General features: G+C 67.2%; 21 protein-coding genes. 8 read left to right on the top strand and 13 right to left on the bottom strand.

The window, feature by feature from the left end; genetic code table 11:
* Positions 1-23 precede the first annotated feature (23 nt).
* The 3 genes from ACXMDP_RS08610 (at position 24) to ACXMDP_RS08600 (ending at position 3,989) form a co-directional block, all read left to right on the top strand.
* Complete coding sequence (locus ACXMDP_RS08610) at positions 24-1,919, top strand: APC family permease (RefSeq protein WP_259729438.1); 1,896 nt, start codon at positions 24-26, stop codon at positions 1,917-1,919.
* Between the two features lie 79 nt (positions 1,920-1,998).
* Positions 1,999-2,736 carry a GAP family protein gene (locus tag ACXMDP_RS08605; RefSeq protein WP_259729439.1) on the top strand — a complete coding sequence of 246 codons (738 nt, stop codon included), beginning with the start codon at positions 1,999-2,001 and terminating at the stop codon, positions 2,734-2,736.
* Positions 2,733-3,989, top strand: coding sequence for a cation:proton antiporter domain-containing protein (locus ACXMDP_RS08600; protein ID WP_259729440.1), 1,257 nt, complete (start codon positions 2,733-2,735; stop codon positions 3,987-3,989). The genes ACXMDP_RS08605 and ACXMDP_RS08600 overlap by 4 nt, the downstream gene beginning before the upstream one ends.
* On the opposite strand, the gene ACXMDP_RS08595 is transcribed toward ACXMDP_RS08600, so the two are convergent.
* The 7 genes from ACXMDP_RS08595 to ACXMDP_RS08565 all read right to left on the bottom strand — a co-directional run bounded on the left by ACXMDP_RS08595 (position 3,964) and on the right by ACXMDP_RS08565 (position 10,056).
* Positions 3,964-4,365, bottom strand: coding sequence for a fasciclin domain-containing protein (locus tag ACXMDP_RS08595; RefSeq protein ID WP_259729441.1), 402 nt, complete (start codon positions 4,363-4,365; stop codon positions 3,964-3,966). The two genes, ACXMDP_RS08600 and ACXMDP_RS08595, sit on opposite strands and share 26 nt — an antisense overlap.
* 12 nt (positions 4,366-4,377) lie before the next feature.
* Positions 4,378-5,667 carry a CO2 hydration protein gene (locus tag ACXMDP_RS08590; protein ID WP_094510730.1) on the bottom strand — a complete coding sequence of 430 codons (1,290 nt, stop codon included), beginning with the start codon at positions 5,665-5,667 and terminating at the stop codon, positions 4,378-4,380.
* Positions 5,664-7,199, bottom strand: a complete 1,536-nt coding sequence (locus ACXMDP_RS08585; RefSeq protein ID WP_259729442.1) for an NADH-quinone oxidoreductase subunit M — start codon at positions 7,197-7,199, stop codon at positions 5,664-5,666. The genes ACXMDP_RS08590 and ACXMDP_RS08585 overlap by 4 nt, the downstream gene beginning before the upstream one ends.
* A 21-nt stretch (positions 7,200-7,220) precedes the next feature.
* Complete coding sequence (locus tag ACXMDP_RS08580) at positions 7,221-9,095, bottom strand: NAD(P)H-quinone oxidoreductase subunit F (RefSeq protein ID WP_259729443.1); 1,875 nt, start codon at positions 9,093-9,095, stop codon at positions 7,221-7,223.
* A gap of 195 nt (positions 9,096-9,290) precedes the next feature.
* Complete coding sequence (locus ACXMDP_RS08575) at positions 9,291-9,422, bottom strand: hypothetical protein (protein WP_259729444.1); 132 nt, start codon at positions 9,420-9,422, stop codon at positions 9,291-9,293.
* Between the two features lie 92 nt (positions 9,423-9,514).
* Positions 9,515-9,832 (bottom strand): sodium-independent anion transporter, encoded by a 318-nt coding sequence (locus tag ACXMDP_RS08570; RefSeq protein WP_259729445.1) that lies wholly within the window; start codon positions 9,830-9,832, stop codon positions 9,515-9,517.
* A 95-nt stretch (positions 9,833-9,927) separates the two neighbouring features.
* Positions 9,928-10,056 (bottom strand): hypothetical protein, encoded by a 129-nt coding sequence (locus ACXMDP_RS08565; RefSeq protein ID WP_259729446.1) that lies wholly within the window; start codon positions 10,054-10,056, stop codon positions 9,928-9,930.
* A 93-nt stretch (positions 10,057-10,149) separates the two neighbouring features.
* On the opposite strand from ACXMDP_RS08565, the gene ACXMDP_RS08560 reads away from it, so the two are divergent.
* Positions 10,150-11,229, top strand: a complete 1,080-nt coding sequence (locus ACXMDP_RS08560; protein WP_259729447.1) for a calcium/sodium antiporter — start codon at positions 10,150-10,152, stop codon at positions 11,227-11,229.
* An 85-nt stretch (positions 11,230-11,314) separates the two neighbouring features.
* On the opposite strand, the gene ACXMDP_RS08555 is transcribed toward ACXMDP_RS08560, so the two are convergent.
* The 4 genes from ACXMDP_RS08555 to ACXMDP_RS08540 are packed head-to-tail and all read right to left on the bottom strand — an operon-like array spanning position 11,315 to position 13,530.
* Positions 11,315-12,271, bottom strand: coding sequence for a hypothetical protein (locus ACXMDP_RS08555; protein WP_457766722.1), 957 nt, complete (start codon positions 12,269-12,271; stop codon positions 11,315-11,317).
* Positions 12,228-12,668, bottom strand: coding sequence for a hypothetical protein (locus ACXMDP_RS08550; protein WP_259729449.1), 441 nt, complete (start codon positions 12,666-12,668; stop codon positions 12,228-12,230). Before ACXMDP_RS08550 ends, ACXMDP_RS08555 begins: the two co-directional genes overlap by 44 nt.
* Positions 12,665-13,018, bottom strand: a complete 354-nt coding sequence (locus ACXMDP_RS08545; RefSeq protein WP_259729450.1) for a hypothetical protein — start codon at positions 13,016-13,018, stop codon at positions 12,665-12,667. The genes ACXMDP_RS08550 and ACXMDP_RS08545 overlap by 4 nt, the downstream gene beginning before the upstream one ends.
* A complete protein-coding gene (locus ACXMDP_RS08540; RefSeq protein WP_259729451.1) occupies positions 13,015-13,530 on the bottom strand; it encodes a MotA/TolQ/ExbB proton channel family protein in 516 nt (171 codons plus the stop codon). Before ACXMDP_RS08540 ends, ACXMDP_RS08545 begins: the two co-directional genes overlap by 4 nt.
* Before the next feature lie 269 nt (positions 13,531-13,799).
* Here ACXMDP_RS08540 and cysK point away from each other — a divergent pair, with 269 nt between their 5' ends.
* Positions 13,800-14,786: a cysteine synthase A gene (cysK, locus tag ACXMDP_RS08535; protein WP_259729452.1), complete on the top strand. Its 987-nt coding sequence runs from the start codon at positions 13,800-13,802 to the stop codon at positions 14,784-14,786.
* On the opposite strand, the gene ACXMDP_RS08530 is transcribed toward cysK, so the two are convergent.
* A complete protein-coding gene (locus ACXMDP_RS08530; RefSeq protein ID WP_259729453.1) occupies positions 14,720-15,271 on the bottom strand; it encodes a hypothetical protein in 552 nt (183 codons plus the stop codon). The genes cysK and ACXMDP_RS08530 overlap by 67 nt on opposite strands.
* Before the next feature lie 175 nt (positions 15,272-15,446).
* On the opposite strand from ACXMDP_RS08530, the gene ACXMDP_RS08525 reads away from it, so the two are divergent.
* From ACXMDP_RS08525 to ACXMDP_RS08515, 3 genes are all read left to right on the top strand, one after another.
* Entirely contained in the window at positions 15,447-17,270 is a 1,824-nt protein-coding gene (locus tag ACXMDP_RS08525) for an SLC13 family permease (protein WP_259729454.1), read from the top strand.
* Between the two features lie 32 nt (positions 17,271-17,302).
* On the top strand, positions 17,303-17,839 hold the full coding sequence (locus ACXMDP_RS08520) for a methyltransferase family protein (protein WP_259729455.1): 537 nt from the start codon (positions 17,303-17,305) through the stop codon (positions 17,837-17,839).
* 274 nt (positions 17,840-18,113) lie between these two features.
* Positions 18,114-18,458, top strand: a complete 345-nt coding sequence (locus ACXMDP_RS08515) for an ArsR/SmtB family transcription factor (protein ID WP_259729456.1) — start codon at positions 18,114-18,116, stop codon at positions 18,456-18,458.
* A 9-nt stretch (positions 18,459-18,467) separates the two neighbouring features.
* On the opposite strand, the gene hemN is transcribed toward ACXMDP_RS08515, so the two are convergent.
* Positions 18,468-19,886: an oxygen-independent coproporphyrinogen III oxidase gene (gene hemN / locus ACXMDP_RS08510; RefSeq protein ID WP_259729457.1), complete on the bottom strand. Its 1,419-nt coding sequence runs from the start codon at positions 19,884-19,886 to the stop codon at positions 18,468-18,470.
* Between the last annotated feature and the right edge of the window lie 69 nt (positions 19,887-19,955).

Here is a 19,955-nt window from a genome sequence, read left to right as displayed (position 1 = left end):
TCTGAAAGCGTCTGAGCAGACCCTTGACCAAGGATCCACGCGGATCAGGCACCCAGTCGCTCAGACGCCTGCTGATCGGAGCTCCGCTTCCCACCAGCGCCCACGCCGAGGAACGGCTCACCAACGCCGAAGCTCTCGCCATCCTCAGCTCCGACGCCCTCTCCTCGGTGGCTTACGCCACCCAGGAGATCGTGCTGGTGCTGGGCATGGCCGGGGCCGCCGCCTTGCAATACACGCTGCCGATCACTGGGTTGATCGTGGCCCTGATGCTGGTGGTGGCGATCAGCTACAGGCAAACCATCAAGGCCTATCCCCATGGGGGTGGCTCCTACCGGGTGTCGCACGACAACCTCGGGGTGATCCCCGGCCTCTGTGCCGCCGCTTCTCTCTCGATCGACTACACGCTCACCGTGGCGGTGAGCACGGCGGCAGGCATCGCCGCCCTCACCTCCTATTTCCCCCTGCTGGACGCGCTGCGCGAACCATTGTGCCTGGTGGCGGTGGCCCTGCTGATGCTCGCCAACCTGCGCGGCGTGCGCTCCACGGCCCAGCTGCTGAGCCTGCCCACCTTTCTGTTCATGGGAACGGTGTTCACCCTGGTGGTAGCTGGCCTGATCCAGTGGAGCCAGGGGTCACTCACCGCTCTGCCGTTGGCCGAGCAGAGCCAGCTGCTGAACGGCGCTCACGGCGCCTCGCTGGCGGCGCTGGGGCCGGTTCTGCTGATGCGCGCCTTCAGCTCTGGCTGCGCCGCCCTCACCGGCATCGAGGCGATCAGCGACAGCGTGATGGCGTTCAAGCCGGTGGAGTGGCGCAATGCCCGCCGCGTGCTCACCGTGATGGTGATCCTGCTGGCGTTGATGTTCAGCGGCATCAGCGCCCTGGCCACCGAGCTGGGGCTGGTAGCGCAGGACACCGGCCCCACCCTCCTGTATCAGCTGGGAGAGCGCATCTTCGGCAATGGCCCACTGCTGCTGTTGCTGCAGCTCACCACCCTGCTGATCCTGCTGCTGGCCGCCAACACCGCCTTCGCCGACTTTCCCCGCCTGGCCGCCTTCCTGGCCCAGGACGGCTTCATGCCGCGCCAGCTCGCCTCCCTCGGCGACCGACTCGTGTTCACCAACGGCATCGTGCTGCTGAGCAGCTTCGCGGCGGTGCTGTTGCTGGTGTTCGACGGCAGCGTGACCCGGTTGATCGCGCTGTATGCCGTGGGCGTCTTCGCCAGCTTCACGCTCTCCCAGGCCGGCATGGTGATGCATTGGTGGAGGGGGCGCAGCGCCGCCGAGGGCTGGCGAGGCAAGGCTCTGGTGAACGGGCTGGGCTGCCTGGTCACAGGTTTGGTGTGCGGCGTGCTGCTTTTCAGCAAGTTCACCGAGGGGGCCTGGCTGGTGGTGGTAAGCGTGCCGCTGCTGGTGAGCCTGTTTGTGGCGATCAAGACCCACTACGGCCGCATGGCCCTCCGCCTCGATCTCAGTCCTGGCGCCCCGCTCAGCCTGCCGCCGGCCCCCGCCCAGGGCGGCACCCCGGTGGTGGTGCTGGTGGGCGCGCTCAACCACGGCAGTGCCGATGCGGTGCGCTATGCCCGCAGCATCGCCGGCCCCCTGGTGGCGGTGCATGTGGATCTCGATGGCAGCGGCGCCGAAGCCTTCCGCCGGCAATGGAGCCAGCGGCTGCCGCAGGTGCGCCTGGTGGTGTTGCCCTCCCCTTACCGCTCCCTGGTGGATCCGATCACCTCCTTCGTGCACCGCTTCGAAGCGGAGCACAGCAAAGATCCCGCCAGCTTCTGCACCGTGGTGCTGCCCGTGTACGTCACGCGCCGCCCCTGGGAGAAGTTGCTGCACAACCAATCAGCGCTGAATCTGCGCCGGGCCCTGCGCAACGGCGGCACCCGGGTGGTCACCACCGTGGGCTTCTATCTCTGAGCCCACTCTGGGTGTGCCGGAATCTCCCTACCCTCTGCAGCAGCGCGCTCAGGCGCTTGATCCCATCACCTCTGCTTCCTTGCTCCTTCCTGCTCTGATCGCCCCCACCGCCCACCTCAGCCCTGGGGCGTTGTTCAGCCAGTCGTCGCTGTTCGGTTTCGGGATCGCCTTCAGCCCGCTGCACATCGCCGTGGTGGCGCTGCTGTTGCTGGGCCCTTTCCCGCTGCGGCGTTCCTTCGCCTACGTGAGCGGCTGGGCCATGGCCAACGGCCTGGCGATCCTCGCCCTGATGCTGGTGGGCGATCGCTTGTCCCTGGCCCTCAACCATGGCGAACAGGGGCAGGTGGTGGTTGACCTGGTGGGGGCGGTGGCCCTGCTGGGCATCGGCCTGTTCCAGCTCACCCCGGCGGCCGAGCTGGGCCACGAGGGCATGGCGGTGCGGCTGCTCAACCAGCTGCCCGATGTGCGCACGCCCTTGCTGGTGCTGATCGGTGCCACCAGCGCCCTGCTCACGCCGGAAAACCTGGTGTTCTATCTCAAGGAAGCGGGCCTGCTGCTGGTGAACCAGCCAGGCGTGAGCCGTGATCTGGAGCTCACCGGCGTGTTTGTGCTGGTGGCCAGCTCCCTGCTGCTGCTGCCACCGCTGGCCTGGATCGCCACCAGTGGCGGCATCCGCGAGCCGCTGCTGCAGGTGGAAGGCTGGCTGGTGCACCGGGCCGAATGGGTGGTGGGCGTGCTCGCCCTGCTGATCAGCGCCTACCTGGCCTGGGAAGGTCTGCACGGCCTGTGGATGCTGCAAGGAGCTGCGCCGCTTTGATCGCGACCGAGCCGCTGAGCACCCTGTCGGCGGTGCTGGTGGCTCTGGCCCTGGTGATCGTGGTCTCGAAGCTGCTGGGGCGCCTGCTGGCCCGCTTCGATCAACCTGCGGTGATCGGCGAGATCCTGGGCGGCATCGTGCTGGGGCCCTCCTTGCTGGGGGTGCTTGCACCCCAGCTGCAGCAGGCGGTGTTTTCCGCGGCGGTGCTGCCCCAGCTCAACCTGCTCTCCCAGCTGGGACTGATCCTGTTCATGTTTCTGGTGGGGCTGGAGGTGAACCCGGAGCATCTGCACGGCCGGATGCAACTGGCGGCGCGAATTTCGCTGGCGGGCATCGTGCTGCCGTTGCTGCTCGGGGTGCTGTTGGCCGTTGGTCTCGAAAGCGTGCTGCCAGGTCTGTTGCCGGGCGATCGCACCCTGCCGGGCCTGCTATTCATGGGCACGGCGATGGCGATCACGGCCTTTCCGGTGCTGTCGCGCCTGCTCAAGGAACGGGGGTTGCTGGGGCAGCCGCTCGGCCAGCTGGTGATCAGCTGCGCCGCCATCGACGACGTGGTCAGCTGGGTGTTGCTGGCGGCGGTGGTGTCGTTCACCCGCTCCGGATCGGTACTGGGCGCCCTGCCGGCATTGATCGGCACCCTGGCCTGGGCGCTGCTGCTGCTGCTGGGCCTCAAGCCGTTGATGCACCGGCTCGAGGAGCACTACCGGCGCGAGCGGCAGCTGAGCCCGATTCTGCTCTCAGTGCTGTTCGCTGGAGCGATTCTCTCGGCCGTGATCACTGACTGGATCGGTGTGCACTACATCTTCGGGGCGTTTCTGTTCGGCCTGGCCCTGCCCCGCTACGGCCCGCTGCTGCGCCGCCTGCGGCTGCACATCGAGGATCTGGTGCTCACCTTGCTGCTGCCGGTGTTCTTCGCCATCAGCGGCCTCAACACTCGGATCGCGGACCTCGATCAGCCGCTGTTGTGGCTGGCTCTGCTGGCGGTGCTGGCGGTGGCGATCGGCGGCAAGTTCATCGGCTGCTGGGCAATGGCCCGCCTGGGAGGGTTGCCTCCCCAGCAGGCCCAGGCGGTGGGCTGGCTGATGAACACCCGAGGGCTCACGGAACTGGTGATCCTCAACGTGGCCCTGAGCCTTGGGGTGATCAGCACCACCCTGTTCACGATGATGGTGGTGATGGCCTTGGTGACCACCGCCATGGCCTCTCCCCTGCTCACCCGGCTGGGGATCAGCCCGGCAGCATCACCCGGTTGATCACGTGCACGATGCCGTTGTCGCAGACGATGTCGGCGGAGAGCACGGAGGCATTCTTCACCTCGAAGGGCTCGGCGCAGCGGATCGGGATCGGGGCGCCCTCCAGGCTTTCCCAGCTGGGCTGATCCACCAGCTCACTGCGGCTGAAGGCGCCGGAGAGCACGTGGAACTTGAGGATGCGCGCGAGTTGGGGCGGGTTGTCCACCAGGGTCTGCACGGTGCCGGGCGGCAGGGCAGCGAAGGCGTCGTCCACCGGGGCGAACACCGTGAAGGGGCCAGGGCTCTCCAGGGATGCGGTGAGGCCGGCCACCTCCACCGCTGTGAGCAGGGTGGAAAACAGGCCGGCGCCTTTGGCGGTTTCGATGATGTTGGCCATGGCTGGGAGTGTCTAGCGGTAGTCCTGGGTTTGCACATCCCGGAGGCGGGCCTCAGGGCGAAGGAAGCGATCCATCTGGGCCTCGAAGAAGGCGCGGTTCGCCTTGAGGTGCTCCGGATCGGGATCATCGAGAGGGAACAGGAGGGCGCAGCGCAGCGCCTGGATCACCGCTGAGGTGACGTTGTACATGGAGCGCTGAAAGGTGATGCCCAGCTGCACGAGGATGTCGTCTTCGCCGCGCTTGTGGTTGCGGTAAAGCTCCACCAGATAGGGCGGCAGGAAGTGGAGCATGTCCTGCATCAGCAGGGTGGGCGGGATGCCGGCCGAACCCACCGGGAACACATCGGCATAGAGGATGCCGTAGTGGAAATCCGCCTGCTCCGACGGCACCTGATCGGCCTGGGCGTTGTAGCTCTTGGTGCCGCGGAAGGGGGCTGTGCGATAGAACACCGCCTCCACATAGGGCAGAGCCGCCTCATACAGCCAGGTGAAACCTTCCGATTTGGGGATGATCTCGATGCATTCACCACCGATGTAAACGTGGTGATAGATCGGCCGGCCCGCCACTGCAAAAATGCCGTTCACCAGGAAATCCATGGCGGCTGGCACACCAGAGAAGCCCCCTTCATCGTAGATGTCGCTCATCTCGAAGAACACCGGCGCCATCACCTCCCAGAACAGGCCGAGATTGGCGTAGTAGCTCATCTTGCGCACCTGCTCCAGGAACATCTCCGGGAACAGCTTGTGCAGGCCCAGCATCAGCGGATTGCCCTTGAAGTAAGCGAGGATCGCCCGCTCGGCGTTGGCCTTGTAGGCGTCACTCTCCAGGTAGTCGTAGAAGCGGCCGCCCATGCCCTGGTGCCAGAACATGGCATCCATGCAGGCCTCCGCGAACTCCATGTTGATGCGGTCGTGCCAGAGGTGATGGAGCAGCTTCGGCAGCTTGCCAGCTTCGCCCTTCTCCATGAACTCCAGCAGCTCCGGGTGGGCCGTGGCCGGCCCGCGCCAGATGCGCAGCTTGGAATCGTCGCCCGCGTAGGAATTGGGCAGGTCGAGGTACTCCTGGCTCGGGAAATACTTGAACGCCGGCAGGGGATCGAGGAACACCCGCTCGGCGATGTAGAGGAGATCGCGCCAGTAGAAGTCCATCGGCACGGCATAGGCCTTGTAGATGCCGATGATCTGCATCAGGTTTTCCGGCGTGTCCGGCAGCATCGAGCCGCCGGCTTCGAGGCGCTGCACCACCTCAGCGAAGGGGTGGGTGGACGGGGGCAGGGCGGTGGCGGGAGTGGTGACGGTCATGGCCGGAGAGCCAGCGGGGTGAGCAGGTGCAGGGGCGCCAAGGAGGCGATCGGTGGCAGTGCTGCACTCGGGGCAGCCATCGCCAGGGCGTTGATTGGCGGGCGGGAGAGGGCAAGGCTCCTGGTGGTGTCCTCACTCCAGCCCAGCAGGATCTGGGGCCAGAGGCCCGCCAGGATCACCAGGAAGGAGAGGGCCAGGGCCGGCAGCCGCTCCACCCAGGTGGTGCTCACGTAGTCGGCGGTCTTGTTGTCGAGGCGGCCGAAGCCCACCCGGTTGAACAGGCGCACCGCATACACGGCCGTGAGGCCCGAGGCCAGGATGCAACCGATCGTGGGCAGCGGGAACACCGGCCAGCTGCCCTGGAACACCACCATCTCCGCCAGGAAGCCGGCCTGGCCGGGCACACCTGCCGCTGCCATCAGGGCCAGCAGCAGCAGGCCCAGGGTGAAGGGGAGGCCCCGGCTGGGATTCATCAGGCCGGAGAGGGCGGCGATCTCGGTGGTGCCCGTTTTCGCCTCGATCTTGCCGACCAGGCAGAACAGCAGGGCCACGATCATGCCCTGGGCGAGGATCTGCGCGATCGCCCCCTGCAGGCTCAACGGCGTGGCGGCGGCCAGGGCCAGCACCAGCAGGCCCATGTGGCCCAGGGCACTGAAGGCCACCAGGCGGCGCATGTCCGTCTGGGCGATCGCGTTGAGGGCCCCATACAGGGCGCTGACCATGCCCACCACGGCAATCCACGGCGACCACTCGGCCCAGGTGTCGCCCAGCATGCCGATGCCGAAGCGCAGCAGGCCATAGGCACCCAGCTTCGAGACCACCCCGGCCAGCTGCATGGCCACGGGCGTGGAGGCCTGGCTGTAGGTGAGCGGCTGCCAGCCGTGCAGCGGAAAGATCGGCATCTTGAGGCCGAAGGCGAGCAGCAGCAGGGCCAGGATCCAGCGCTCCGCCCCCTCCGGCAGCACCGCCTGGGCCATGTCGGCGTAGGCGAAGCTGAAGCCATTGCGGTTGAGCAGGGCCAGGGCCAGCACGCCCGCCAGCAGGGCCATCCCCGACACCGCGCCATACATCAGATAGCGGATCGCAGCGGTGGCACGCCGCTCGCCGCCCCACACCGCCACCAGCAGGGTGGTGGGGATCAGCGTGATTTCGTAGGCCAGCACGAACAGCAGGCCGTTGCAGGCCAGGAAGGCACCGGTGAGGCCCACGTTGGTGGCCAGCACCATGGCGTAGAAGAAGCGCCGCCGCGGCTGGCTGATCGGCGTGGCGAACACCGCCATGAAGGAAAGAAGAGCCGTGAGGCCGGCCAGCGGCAGCGACAGGCCATCAAGGCCCAGGTGAAGCTCCAGACCAAGCTGGGGCAGCCAGACCTGGCGGAGTTCCGGCACCGGGTGGCCCGCCAGCCACAGCAGCATCAGCAGTTGCACCGCCGGAGCGAACACCGCCACCCGACGGGGCCAGGGCCCCGGCAAGGGGGCGAGACAGAGCAGCAGCACAGCGGCCAGTGGAAGCAGCAGAAGGGTGAGCAGCATGGGAGATCTCGGTGGTCTGCTTCAGAGGGAGAGGAAGGCGGGCGTGTGGCGGGTGAGGATCCACAGCCCCATCAACACCACCCCCACCAGCACGGTGAAGGCATAGGCCTGCACCCGGCCGGTGGTGCTGAGGCTGAGGCGGCGCGCCCCCTCCAGGGCCAGGTCGCCGCTGCGGTTGCTGAAGCCGTCCACCAGGATGCGGTCGACCCAGCTGCTGGTGGCCGCGAGCGCCACCACCAGACCCACCACGGTGCGGCGGTAGAGGCCTTCAGTGTGCAGGTCGGCGGCCAGCCATTCCTGCAGCCCGGCCAATGGTCCGGACAGCTTGGGCAGGTGCTCGGTGGAGAAGAGATAGAGCACCGACCCGGCCGTGATTCCCAGCAGCGTGGAGGCGAGCAGCGGCAGCGCCATCGGACCCCACTCCGCGCCGATGCCGGCGCGGTTGATCAGGATCGGCAGGTGCAGCACCAGGCCGGTGGCCACCATCGCCGGCAGCACCATCAGCCACAGCACTTCGGCGGAGCGCTTGGTGAACACCGAGGGCTTGCCGCCCCAGATCAGCCCGAAGATCCGCACCAGTGCGGCGCTGATCAGGCCATTGGTGAGCAGCACCGCGGCGGTGAGCAACAGCGGGGCCTGGCTGTCCGAGAGGCTGGCGGTCATGGCGCGCAGGGCGCCGAAACCGGCCAGCGGCGGCAGCCCCACCAGGCCGGCGCCACCCACCAGGAAAGCGATGCCCATCAAGGGGCGGCGCGACCAGAGGCCACCCAGCTGGGTGAGGTCCTGGCTCACGTTGCTCGACACCACCGTGCCCAGGGCCAGCAGCACCAGGGCCATCGGCAGCGGATACACCAGCAGCATGCGCCAGGCGGTGTCTCCGGCACCGGCGCCCACGGCCAGGAACAGCAGCCCCAGCCAGCTGCTGACCAGAAAGGAAACGGCCCGCTTGATATCGATCTGGGCCAGGGCGATCAGGGCGCCCACCAGGGCGGTGGTGCCGCCCACGACCACCAGGACGGCCTGCACGGTGGGGCTCACCGAGAGCAGCGGCTCAAGGCGCAGCAGCACCCAGGCCCCGCCCAGCACCACCACGGAGTTGCGCAGCACCGTGGAGGGGAAGGGGCCTTCCATGGCCTCGTCGAGCCAGAGGTGCAGCGGGATCTGGGCGCATTTGCCCATCGGGCCGGCGATCAGGGCCAGCAGGATCAAGGTGAGGCCGGGGCTGGGGGTGGCCTGTTCGGCCCAGGCATTCAGGGCGTTGATGTTCCAGCTGCCGGCCACCGGCAGCAGCGCCACCAGGCCGGCCAGCAGAACCAGATCGCCTACCCGCTTGGTGAGAAAGGCATCGCGTGCCCCCTTCACCACCAGCGACTGGTTGAACCAGGTGCCCACCACCAGGTAAGTGCCGAGCGTGAGCAGCTCCAGCACCACATAGGCGAAGAAGAGGGAATCGGTGAGCACGAGAGCGCACAAGCCCGCCTCAAACACACTCAGGCAGCCGAAGAAACGGGGCCATCCCCAGTCCATCTCCAGGTAACCGATGGCATACACCTGGGCCAGCACATGAATGCCGCAGATCATGGTCATGGCGATCAGCACGGGCGTGTTGATCGTGGCGTCGAAGCGGATCGAGAGGCCGGCGGTATCCAGCCATGGCCAGCTGCGGGTGAGCGCAGTGCCGCTGAAGGCGATCCAGGCCGCCAGGCTGTGCAGGAACGCCACCAGGTTGAACAGGAGGTTGATGTAGCCGGCGGGACGTGGACCGGTACGGGAGATGAGCCCGGGCACCCAGAGCAGGGAGAAGAACGCTCCCAGCAAGGGATACAGCGGAATCAGGAAGGCCGTCTCAACGAGGGACGTTGCAAAGGAGGCCGTCTCGGGCGGGGGGACGGTCATCTGATCGCGAGGCTTCCGGGATGATCGCGAACAATAGAGAGTGACCGTTAGCGGTTGGGGGGTGGATGAAGAGGTATTGCCAATGCCTGCGCCAAGCCAGCGTGATGAGTGGGCCAGCTGATGCGTGAATCGCTGGATCAGCGAGCAAGTTGATCCGCGGGCCCGATAACAGTCTCGGTATTTGTACTTAACGGGTTAACGGAGGGTGAAGGCAGCGAAGGCCTGCCACAGCGCCGCCGCCCCCAGTGGGAGGCCTGGCACCATCCCGGAGAGCAGAACGGCGGCCAGCATCAGCAGGATCAGCAGCAGGCGGGGATCCAGCTTCACCAGCCGCGCCTGGGGCGGCAGCAGCGGCGGTTTGGCCTAGACGCCTGGATCAGCCGGCGACGCGGCGCAGGCCGACGGCCGCCTGCGGTACCTCATGGCGGCTGATCTCGGTGTGGGAGGTATCCATCAACTTCAACATCCGGAGGCGCTGGAACCATTGACGGGTGGTGGGTGCGGTGTGCCCCCACCACAGAAACGTTGTGCCCCTGTTCCACCGCCTCTTCCACCGCGTTCTCGAGAGCCAGTGCCGCCGTGACATCCAGGTGGGACACAGAGCCGAGATCGAACACGATGCTCTTGCAGTCGGTGATCGCGTTGTGCTCCCGGGCGATCGCCTTGGCCACGACGAAGATCACGGCGCCGTTGAGCTGGAAGAGCAGCACCTTGCCTTCGCCCTGATCCAGCAGCACCTTCTCCTACGGGGTGAGATCAAGTTCGCCGTCGCCTGAGCCGATCGCCATCACACCCCTGGATGGCAGGGCATTCATGCTCTCGATGGTGAGCCTCAAGCGGCCTCTGCCCCCGAGGCCACCTCGAAGGCGAGCGCCATCGGCAGGGCGATCACGGCAGCGGTGACCCCACCGAACACGCCACCGCGGACGTTCTGAAGACTGATCCGGTTGGTGATGGCCACGCAGGAATTTCATTCTCTAAGCCATAACCGCAGGCCAAGGGCAAGGCTCCGGCTCCGGCCTGGGCCGCAGGGCATAATTGCGCCCTCAATCCGGTGTCCTCAGTGCTCAGCGTCGTCGAAATCATCGTGGGCATCCTGCTGCTGTTCGGCGGTGGCGAGCTGTTCGTGCAGGGGTCGGTGGCGCTCGCCCTGCTGCTCGGCATTCCGCAGCTGGTGATCGGCCTCACGGTGGTGGCCATGGGCACCAGCGCTCCGGAACTGTTCGTGAGCGTGCTCTCCACCATCCAGGGCGCCGACGACATTGCGGTCAGCAACATCGTCGGCAGCAACATCTTCAACGTGCTGGTGGTGCTTGGCTGCAGCGCCTTGATCCTGCCGCTGCGCGTTCACAGCCGTCTGATCCGGCGCGATGTGCCGATCCTGCTGGCGGTGTCGATGGCGGTGTGGGGCATGGCCTCGCCTGGGCGCATGACCTGGCAGGCGGGTTTGGCGCTGCTCACCGCCCTGGTGATCAACACGATCTGGGAAATCCGCACCGCCAAGGAGGAAGGCGACGCGGATGGCGAGATTGATGCAGACGAAGCCAAGGGCGGCTACCTTCCGGCCGGCATCAAACTGGCCGCCGGCCTGGGGCTACTGGTCTGGGGCTCCCAGATCCTTGTCAAAGGGGCCACGGCCATTGCCCTGAGCCTGGGGGTGAGCGAAACCCTGATCGGCCTCACGATCGTGGCGGCCGGCACCTCCATGCCCGAGCTTGTCACCTCGATCGTGGCGGCCTTGCGCGGCAAGGCCGATCTGGCAATCGGCAACGTGATTGGCAGCAACCTGTTGAACCAGCTGGTGATCCTCGGGCTCTGTGCCTTCATCTCCGGCAATCGCGGCCTCAGTGTGGATCCGGTGATGATCCACCGCGACTTCCCGATCATGGTGGCCACCACCGTGGCCTGCCTGCCGATCTTCTTCAGCGGCGGGGTGATCACCCGCCTGGAGGGCGGCATCCTGATCGGCCTCTACGGCCTCTATCTGGTTGAGCAGATCCTCCCGTATACCTACCCCGGCCTTGACGGCCCGATCGAGCGCTTCACCCTGATGGCCTTGATTCCTGCCCTGATCGTGCTGCTTGGCTGGCAGTCCATGAGCCACTGGCGCAGCACACGTCGCCAGCCCGGCTGAGGCCGGGCGGAGATGCGGCAGAGCTCAGCCGGCACTCAGCAGAACTGCGGGGGCACCCACGAGTGATCAGGCGGGATAGCAGCCCTTAAGCGGCTGTCCTGGTGGGTCCGGCAGGTTGGCGGATCAACCAGAGCTGGTCGCCCTGCACCCACAGCAACAGCAGCCCTGCGGGGGAGTGCACCGACACAGCGTGCGGCTGGCTGAGGCCCATGGCCTGGGCAGCCGCCAGGGGCAGGCGGCGCAGTTCCACCCCCTGAGGCAGGTCGGTCAGGCTGTCGGGCCTGTTGCTGGCCATCACGCCGGTCTCCCAGAGCAGCCGGTAGGGGCGATCGGCGTTGGCACCAAGCCGTAGGTGACGCCTGGCCAGGGCGGCGCTGGCAGCCTTCTGGCCCTCGTCCATGGCCGGGCGTTCCGCTGCCGCCGGCGGGGCGGCTGCGTCTGCGGCCGCGGCGTTTGAACCAGCAGCAGTTGGCGCAGCGGCCGCCCCGGCCTTGGTCTGCAGCTGGGCGACAAGTTCCAGGGCGGAGGCGGCGCTGGCCGGAAGGCCGGCGGAGGCAGCCGGCGGGACCCCCCAGGCCAGGCCGCCGCGGCCAGCGCTGCCTGCAGCGGTGCGGGAAGCCGGCAGCACCGGAGTGGCGGAACGGCGCGGGGTCGTTGGCCCGGCCTCGAGCGGCGGCGGCGGGGGCGGCAGCGGCAGGCTGTTGCCGAAGGGCAGATCGATCGTGCTCAAGCTGGCTGCCAGCGCCACGGGCTGACGGGCACCTCTGCTGAAGCGCAGCAGCTCCGGGGTGTTGTCGGTCACCGGCAGGCGCGGGGCCGGTGGGCGGGGACGCACCGTGAGGTTGCTGCTGGAGAGCCAGAGGGCATGGGCTCCCACGGCGATACCCACCGGCAGCAGCCAGCGGGAGGTGCCGATCGCCGCCAGCCAGCGCCGGTTGGCGCCCGCCCGCGCCCAGGCGGGCAGCGGGAGGCTGCGGCCTGCGGCAGGGGCCCGGCCTTCAGGAGGCAGGGGCTTGGGACGGGGAGGGAAGTTGAACGTCAAAGGGAAGCGCACTGGCATCGAGCAGGGGAAGAAATCGCTGCACCAATCCCCAGGAGGTGGTGGGGGAGGGAATCAGCCGCACGCGGGCCTGCGCGTTGATGCGGCGGGCCTCCTGCAGCAGGGCGGGCAACTGGCCCGGGTTGACCGTGCGGTTCCAGAGGCGCAGCCGCCCATCGGCCTCGAGGTGCAGCACCACCAGGCCGCGGTGGGCGGGCGCCTGGGCGAGCTGCTGAGGCAGCAAAAGCAGCGCCATGCTGAACAGGCCGAGGGCCGCCCCAAGCAGCGCCAGCCAGAGGCCCTGCTCACCGGCCGTGATCGGGCCGGCCGTCCTGATCCGCCGCACCGCCAGGGCTGGTGAAAGCCCCGAGAAGGGGTTGGCGCGCTCTGCTGGTCTCATAGTGGGCCCGGCAGGCGGTCGATCCACACCGGCTGGCGGCTGTGGCGACGCAGCCAGGCCAGGTCGCTGCTCACCTGCCTGCTGGAGCGGGCATCGGAGGGCAGAAAACGCACACCCTCTGGGTTGGTGGCGCCACCCAGCTGAGCCACCAGAGCCACTTCACTGATCGCGGCGCCATCGAGGTACCAGCTGCCGCTGGCGGCGCGGACCAGCAACCAGTGGGGTTGAAGGCCCTGAGAGGCGGTGGCGCGATGGCGCGGCTCCGGCTGCCGCAGAACAACGGGCAGGGCAGCCACGGCGGTGAGGGCGATCAGGTTGAGACCGGTGATTGCCAGGAGGCGGAAGGTCATGGGGCCTCGGCCGCAGCGCGCAGGCAGGCCAGCTCCAGGCGGCTGCGTTGCCATTGCCGCAAGCCCTGATTGGTGCGCAGCAGCACCGCAGCGATCAGGGCTACCACCAGGCCCAGCCAGGTGCTGACCAACACCTCGCCGTAACCCTGCACGCTGGCGCCGCTGGGCAGGGTCAGGTCGGGGCCGAGCTCAGCGAGCACACGCATCAGACCGCTGACGGTGCCGATCAGGCCCAGCAGGGGGCCGATCAAGGTGGCGGCTTCAAGCACGGGCTCACCCTGGGCCATCGCCAGCTCCAGCTGGGCCAGCTCAAGGCCTTCCCGTTGCTGGCGACTGACGCCTGCGGGCGAGGCCGAAAGGGTGTCGAGCAGGAGGCGCTCCTGGCGGGTGGAACTGAGACCCCAGCGCTTCCAGTAGCGCAGCCGCTCCACACCGATCGCCAGCACCACGATCGAGAGCAGCAGCAGGGGAACCATCACCGGACCACCGGCACGCAGCGCCGCGAAACCCATGCCGCCGCCCAGTTTCCCTTCCTTTGCAATGGCGAAACTAAGGGGCCGGGGGGCCGGGGCTGTGTCGTGCCAGAACTTGACAAAGGTGTGGGAACCCTTTACGCCTTTGGCGTGGGTTCCGCCTCATCCGGGAGACCTCTAGGCCGCGCTGGCCTTGCTGTTCGGAGGCTTGGGCGCGGGCTGGGCGGCGAGCTGTAAACGAGGACGCACAGGCTTCGAGCCAGCTGGCCCTCTTGCTGCCAGGCTGCTCTTATCCAATTGATGTTCCAATGACCACGATCTTCGCCGACAGCAGCTTCAGCATCGGGCGCACGCCGATGGTGCGGCTCAACCGGGTGGTGGGTGACAGCAAGGCCACCGTGCTGGCCAAGATCGAGGGCCGCAACCCCGCCTATTCGGTGAAGTGCCGCATCGGCGCCGCCATGATCTGGCAAGCGGAGAAAGATGGCCTGCTGGGAGTCGGCAAGGAGCTGATCGAGCCCACCAGCGGCAACACCGGCATCGCCCTGGCCTTCGTGGCGGCGTCCCGCGGCGTTCCGCTCACGCTCACGATGCCTGAAACGATGAGCCTGGAGCGGCGCAAGCTGCTGGCGGCCTACGGCGCCAAACTCGAACTCACCGAGGGCCGGCTCGGCATGACTGGGGCCGTGGGCCGGGCCCGCGAGATCGCCGCCTCCGACCCCGACCGCTACGTGCTGCTGCAGCAGTTCGCCAACCCGGCCAACCCTCAGATCCACCACGACACCACCGGTCCGGAGATCTGGACCGACACCGATGGCGCCATCGACGTGCTGGTGGCCGGTGTGGGCACGGGCGGCACGATCACCGGCGTCAGCCGCTACATCAAGAACACCCTGGGCAAGCCACTGGTGTCGGTGGCGGTGGAGCCGGTGAGCAGCCCGGTGATCAGCCAGACCAAAGCAGGCCAGCCGATCCAGCCCGGCCCCCACAAGATCCAGGGCATCGGCGCCGGTTTCGTGCCCGACAACCTGGACGTGGCACTGGTGGACCGGGTGGAGACGGTGAGTGATCAGGAGGCGGTGGCGATGGCCCGGCGACTGATGCGCGAGGAGGGAATCCTGGCCGGCATCTCCTGCGGTGCAGCCACGGTGGCAGCCCTGCGCCTTGCTGCGGAAGAGGCCTACGCGGGCAAAACGATCGTGGTGGTGCTGCCCGATTCCGGCGAGCGCTACCTCAGCTCCGTGTTGTTCGAAGGCGTGTTCGACGAGGCCGGGCTGGCGATCGCGGGCCGCTGAGCGGCAGCTGGGCCGGCGATGCGGGCGGCTTCCCGCCACCAGGCCCAGGCCTCGCGGTTGATCAGCAGGCCGATCAGCACCAGCACCACCATCAGCGCCACCTGATCGGGGCGTGAATCGGGCACGAGGATATCGGCGATCAGGTGCGGCAGGTTTGAGACGGTGTACACCACGCTGATCCAGAAGTGCAGCCGCCGCCATGGTCGCCAGCGGGCCGGATGGCCCGGATCACTGGCGGCATAGGCGATGGTGACCAGGCAGGCGAGCGGCACCAGGAAGTAGGCGAGCATCGCCCCGAACAGCAGCGGCAGCGCCGCCACCGGCACCTTGCTCTCTATTTCTGGTGACAGGCCATGGAACAGGGGCATCAGCCCCAGGTCGACATGGAACAGCATGGCCAGCAGCCAGGCCAGCCATAACCAGCGCAGACGCATGGAGCGGTCCACTGCGGGGAGCCGATCAGCCGGAAAAGAAAGTGGGGGCAAGGAATGCGCTGGGATCAGCAGCTTGCCATCAGGGGTGCTTGACTCGGCCATCGTCATCGCTCCCATCGCCGTTGTCAGCATCGCCATTCCTGGCCCATGCGGCCGCATGGGCGCCTTGGTTCGCAATCAGACCTGGCGCAGCGGTAACCAACGGCATGGCGTGGAGGTCTGAGCCATGAGCGCCTTTCTCACCGTTGCCTCAGAGCCGGCCGGTCTGATCACACTGCTGGTGTTTGCCGGCGCGATCGTGCTGTTCATCACCGGCTGGCTGGCGCCGGAGGTGACCGGTCTGCTGGCAGCTGCCCTGTTGGTGACCTTCAAGGTGCTCAAGCCCGATGAGGCGGTCCAGGGGTTCGGCAGCCCGGCCCTGATCACGCTGATGGGCCTGTTTGCCGTGTCGGCAGGGTTGTTCCGCAGCGGTGGCCTCGATCGCCTGCGGGCCTTGATCGGCTCCGATGCGGTGCGCAGCCCGAAGCGCATGGTCGCGCTCATGGTGGGCGTGGTGGCCCCGATCTCGGCCTTCGTGCCCAACACCCCGATCGTTGCCACGCTCCTGCCGGTTCTGGAGGGCTGGTGCCACCGGCGCGGCATCTCCCCCTCAAAAGTGCTGTTGCCCCTGTCCTTTGCCACGGTGCTGGGGGGCACCATCTCCCTGCTCGGCACCTCCACCAACCTTCTCGCCAGCGATGTGAGCCGCCAGCTCGGCTATGGCTCGCTGGAGCTGTTCAGCTTCACGGCGATCGGGATTCCGATCTGGCTGATCGGCTCGGCCTACATGCTGTTCTTCTCGGAGCGCATGCTCCCCGATCGGGGATTTGAAGGCGACGACCTGCTCGGCTCCATGGCGCGCGAAGGCTACTTCACGGACGTACTGATCCCGTTGGAATCGGAACTGATCGGACAATCGCTGCACAACAGCCGGCTGCAGCGCCGCTTCGACGTGGACGTGCTGGAGCTGCATAGGGGCAGTGAGAGCTTCACCGCCCCGCTGGCGGATCTGGTGCTTCAGGCCGGCGACCGGCTAATGCTGCGCTGCAATCGCGACAACCTGCTGCGCCTGCAGCAAGAGCACACAGTGACCCTGGCGCCGATCACCGATCTGGACGAAGACATCCAGGAACTGGCCGGGGCTTCCAGCACCTCCCCCCAGCGCGTGGTGGAAGTGCTTCTGCCTGATGGTTCTGCGATCGTCGGCTCCAGCGTGCGGGATCTGCGCTTCCGCCAGCGTTACAACGCCACCCTGCTGGCGGTGCGGCGCGGCAACCAGGTGCTGCGCGAGCTGCTGGGGCGCGTGCAATTGCAGGCTGGCGACGTCCTGCTGCTACAGGCCCCGCTCGATGCGATTCGCGGCATGCAAGCCAACAACGACCTGGTGCTGCTTGACGAATTGGAGAAAGACCTGCCCACCACCAGCCGTAAGTGGGTGGCGGTGGTGATTTCGGCACTCGTGATCCTGTTGCCGATGTTCAAGTTGCTGCCGCTGATGGCGGCGGTCCTGCTGGCGGTGGTGGCGATGGTGGCCACCGGCTGCCTGCGTCCCGGAGAGCTGCAACGCTCGATCCGCTGGGATGTGATCCTGCTGCTGGGCTCGCTCACCAGCTTCAGCGTGGCGATGCAATCCACCGGGCTGGCCGAAGCGCTCGCCACCGACCTGTTGCGCTCGATGCAGGGCTGGTCGCCCTATCTGGTGCTGCTGTCGGTGACGGTGCTCGCGCAGATTTTCACGGAGGCCCTCAGCAACGGAGCCACCGTGGTTCTGCTGATCCCGATCGCCACCGAGGTAGCCAAAGGGTTGGATCTGCCGCCGATGGCCTTCATCTTCGCCGTGATGTTCGCCGCCAGCCAAAGTTTCCTCACGCCGATCGGTTATCAGACCAACCTGATGGTGTTCGGCCCCGGCCGCTACCGCTTTCTCGACATGACCATCTACGGCCTGCCGCTCACCCTCACCCTGGCCGTGACGATGCCCTGGCTGATCTGCCGCCACTTCGGCATCTGAGCCCACACTGGAGGGAAGCGCCAAACCCTCCTGTGCTCAGCAAGCTGAACGAACGTCTGCAGCGCTGGGGCTTCAGCTGGAGCGGCTGGCGTGACAACCGTCGTGGTGAATGGTGGCTGGTGGCCCAGCTGCTGCTGATCGCCGCCCATCTGCTGCCGGCCACGCCAGCGCCCAGCCGCCTTGGCATCGACTGGCCGCTGCCCTTGCGGCTGGTGGGCCTGGCCCTGTTGGTCGTGGGTCTGGGGCTGGCCCTGCAGGCGTTCCTGAAGCTGGGCGACAGCCTCACGCCGCTGCCCGAACCGATGCCCGGTACCGCCCTGGTAACGGGAGGGCCCTACGGCCGCTGTCGCCATCCGCTGTACCAGGCAGTGTTGCTCTGCTCGCTGGGGATGGTGATCGCCCTGGGCAGCCTGCTGCACCTGTTGCTGCTGCTCGGCCTGGCCGCCGTGCTGGGGGGCAAGGCCCGGCGTGAGGAACGGGCCCTGTGCGACACCCATCCCGACTATCCCGCCTACCGGGAGCACACGCCGGCGATCGTGCCCTCACTCCCCTGGCTCGACTGGCGCTGAAGCGGTACGCAGGGCAAGACTCTCGCCTGCACCAGGTTTCAGGGCATCTCCGCCTCCGCCTGCAGGCGGGCGATCCCTCAACGGCGCCGCCAAACCTATCAGCCTAAAGCTGTTGTGCCTTTCTCCACATAAGTGTCAACATGCGACAGGATGTGCATGACGATCGGACTCTCCAGTTCTTCGTCCTGTTCTCACGCACTCAACAGGTGCGTCACCCACGCCAAAACGGCAAACATGACGCCATGATGGTTGGCGTTGCTAGGTATTTTGCGGAATGAGTGCTGCGGCCGATGGGCTAGTTGCAACCCCCCAGCTTCTGGAAGAACTCAGCCAGTTCTTTCGCCTCCTGAGTGAGCCGGCGCGGCTGCAATTGCTCTGCCTGTTGAAGACGGGCCCCCAGGATGTGGCTGCCCTGATTGCCTCCACCGGCTTCAGCCAGTCCCACATCAGCCGCCAGCTGAGCCAGTTGCAGCGGGCGGGGCTGGTGCGCTGTGAGCGGGAGGGCACCCGCTTGATCTACACCGCCGACGAGCCGCTGGTGGACGATCTCTGCATGTTGGTGATGGGCCGCCTGCGGGAACGGCTTGAACAGCAGCTTGAGCACCTGCAGGCCGCCTGATTCGTCGCCTCAGACCAACCGCGACCCGCTGGCCTTCAGTCGCTGGCGGGGATCAAACACCGCAGCGATCGTACGGATCAACCAGCGTCCTTCCGTGCTGACGCGGAAGCCATTGGGCTCCAGCTTCAGCAGGCCGTCGGCCTCCAGGGCCTGCAGGTCAGCCCATTCTGCCGCGAACCGCTGGGGGCCGTTGAGCGGCTCTGCTCCACCATGGGCGTTTATAGCTTTGCCGGTCTGATCCGCGCCGCCAAGGTGGGCAAAATCGACGCGAAAATCGCACATCAAGCGCTGAATGATGCGACGCCTGAGCAGTTCATCAGGATCCTCCACCACCAGCCCCCGCTCCACCGGCAGTTCGCCGGCATCCAGCGCCTTCAGATAGGCCCGGAGATCTCGCTGGTTCTGGCTGAACAGGGTGGGGTACTGGCTGATCGCCGTGACGCCGATCGCCAGCAGGTCGAGCTCCCCACCGGTGGTGTAGCCCTGGAAATTGCGATGCAGGCGGCCAGCCCGCGCCGCCACGGCCAGGCTGTCCTCCGCCAGGGCGAAGTGGTCCATGCCGATGGCGTCATAGCCGTGGCTGGTGAAGGCGTCATAGGCGCCCTGCAGCATCTGCACCCGCTCGCGCTGGCTGGGCAGATCATCAGCAGCGATCTTGCGTTGCAGCGGCAGTTGCTCGGGCAGGTAGGCGAAGCTGAACAACGACACCCGATCGGGCCGCAGCTCCTCCACGAGCGCGATCGTGGCGGCGAAGCGTGCGGGCGTCTGCAGCGGCAGGCCGCAGATCAGATCCACGTTCACGCTCTCGAAGCCCGCCTCCCGCATCCAGCCCATCGCCCGCCGCAGCTGATCGGGCGGCACCACCCGGTTCACCGCCGCCTGCACTTCAGGATCGGCGTCCTGAATGCCGAAGCTGATGCGGTTGAACCCGAGGCGGCGCAGGCCCAGCACCTCGTCACGGCTGAGAAATTCCGGATTCACCTCGATCGAGGCTTCCAGGCCGGGGTCCAGATCGAAATGGAGGGCGATCAGCGCCCAAAGCTCCGCCTGCTCGCTCACGCTCAGGTAATTGGGAGTGCCACCACCCCAGTGCAGCTGGCTGAGGCGCCGGCGCTGGCCCGAGGCCCGCTGGATCAGCGCCAGCTCCCGGCCCAGGGCCTGCAGGTAGGGGCCCACCACCTTCGAGCCGGCCTGGGTGGTGATCCGGTTGCAGCCGCAGTACCAGCAGGCATGGCGGCAGAAGGGGATGTGCACGTAGAGCGACAGGGGCTCGCTGCTCGGCCGGGCCAGCTCCGCCGCCAGTTCACCAGGGCCCACACCGGTATGGAAGCTGGCGGCTGTGGGGTAGCTGGTGTAGCGGGGCACGGGCTTGTCGTGCTTCAGCAGCAGCTGCAGCGGTTCGAGGCGGGCAGGAGCGGTGGTGGGCATGGGACGGGGGGGGCGCGCAGGAGAGGGTGAAGAAAGAGGGGAAGAATGGAAGAGGCAGCAGCCAGGGGC

The sequence above is a fragment of the Cyanobium sp. ULC065 genome (genome assembly GCF_977927515.1).
Note: the sequence above shows the minus strand (reverse complement) of the source record. Positions and strands in the feature narration are given on the sequence as shown.

Excerpts from the sequence above, each read along its gene's own strand:
- ACXMDP_RS08540 (WP_259729451.1), bottom strand. The coding sequence starts at position 13,530 with ATGGGTTTCGCGGCGCTGCGTGCCGGTGGTCCGGTGATGGTTCCCCTG.
- ACXMDP_RS08515 (WP_259729456.1), top strand. The coding sequence starts at position 18,114 with ATGAGTGCTGCGGCCGATGGGCTAGTTGCAACCCCCCAGCTTCTGGAA.
- ACXMDP_RS08550 (WP_259729449.1), bottom strand. The coding sequence starts at position 12,668 with ATGAGACCAGCAGAGCGCGCCAACCCCTTCTCGGGGCTTTCACCAGCC.
- ACXMDP_RS08545 (WP_259729450.1), bottom strand. The coding sequence starts at position 13,018 with ATGACCTTCCGCCTCCTGGCAATCACCGGTCTCAACCTGATCGCCCTC.
- ACXMDP_RS08525 (WP_259729454.1), top strand. The coding sequence starts at position 15,447 with ATGAGCGCCTTTCTCACCGTTGCCTCAGAGCCGGCCGGTCTGATCACA.
- cysK (WP_259729452.1), top strand. The coding sequence starts at position 13,800 with ATGACCACGATCTTCGCCGACAGCAGCTTCAGCATCGGGCGCACGCCG.
- ACXMDP_RS08595 (WP_259729441.1), bottom strand. The coding sequence starts at position 4,365 with ATGGCCAACATCATCGAAACCGCCAAAGGCGCCGGCCTGTTTTCCACC.
- ACXMDP_RS08580 (WP_259729443.1), bottom strand. The coding sequence starts at position 9,095 with ATGACCGTCCCCCCGCCCGAGACGGCCTCCTTTGCAACGTCCCTCGTT.
- ACXMDP_RS08590 (WP_094510730.1), bottom strand. The coding sequence starts at position 5,667 with ATGACCGTCACCACTCCCGCCACCGCCCTGCCCCCGTCCACCCACCCC.
- hemN (WP_259729457.1), bottom strand. The coding sequence starts at position 19,886 with ATGCCCACCACCGCTCCTGCCCGCCTCGAACCGCTGCAGCTGCTGCTG.
- ACXMDP_RS08585 (WP_259729442.1), bottom strand. The coding sequence starts at position 7,199 with ATGCTGCTCACCCTTCTGCTGCTTCCACTGGCCGCTGTGCTGCTGCTC.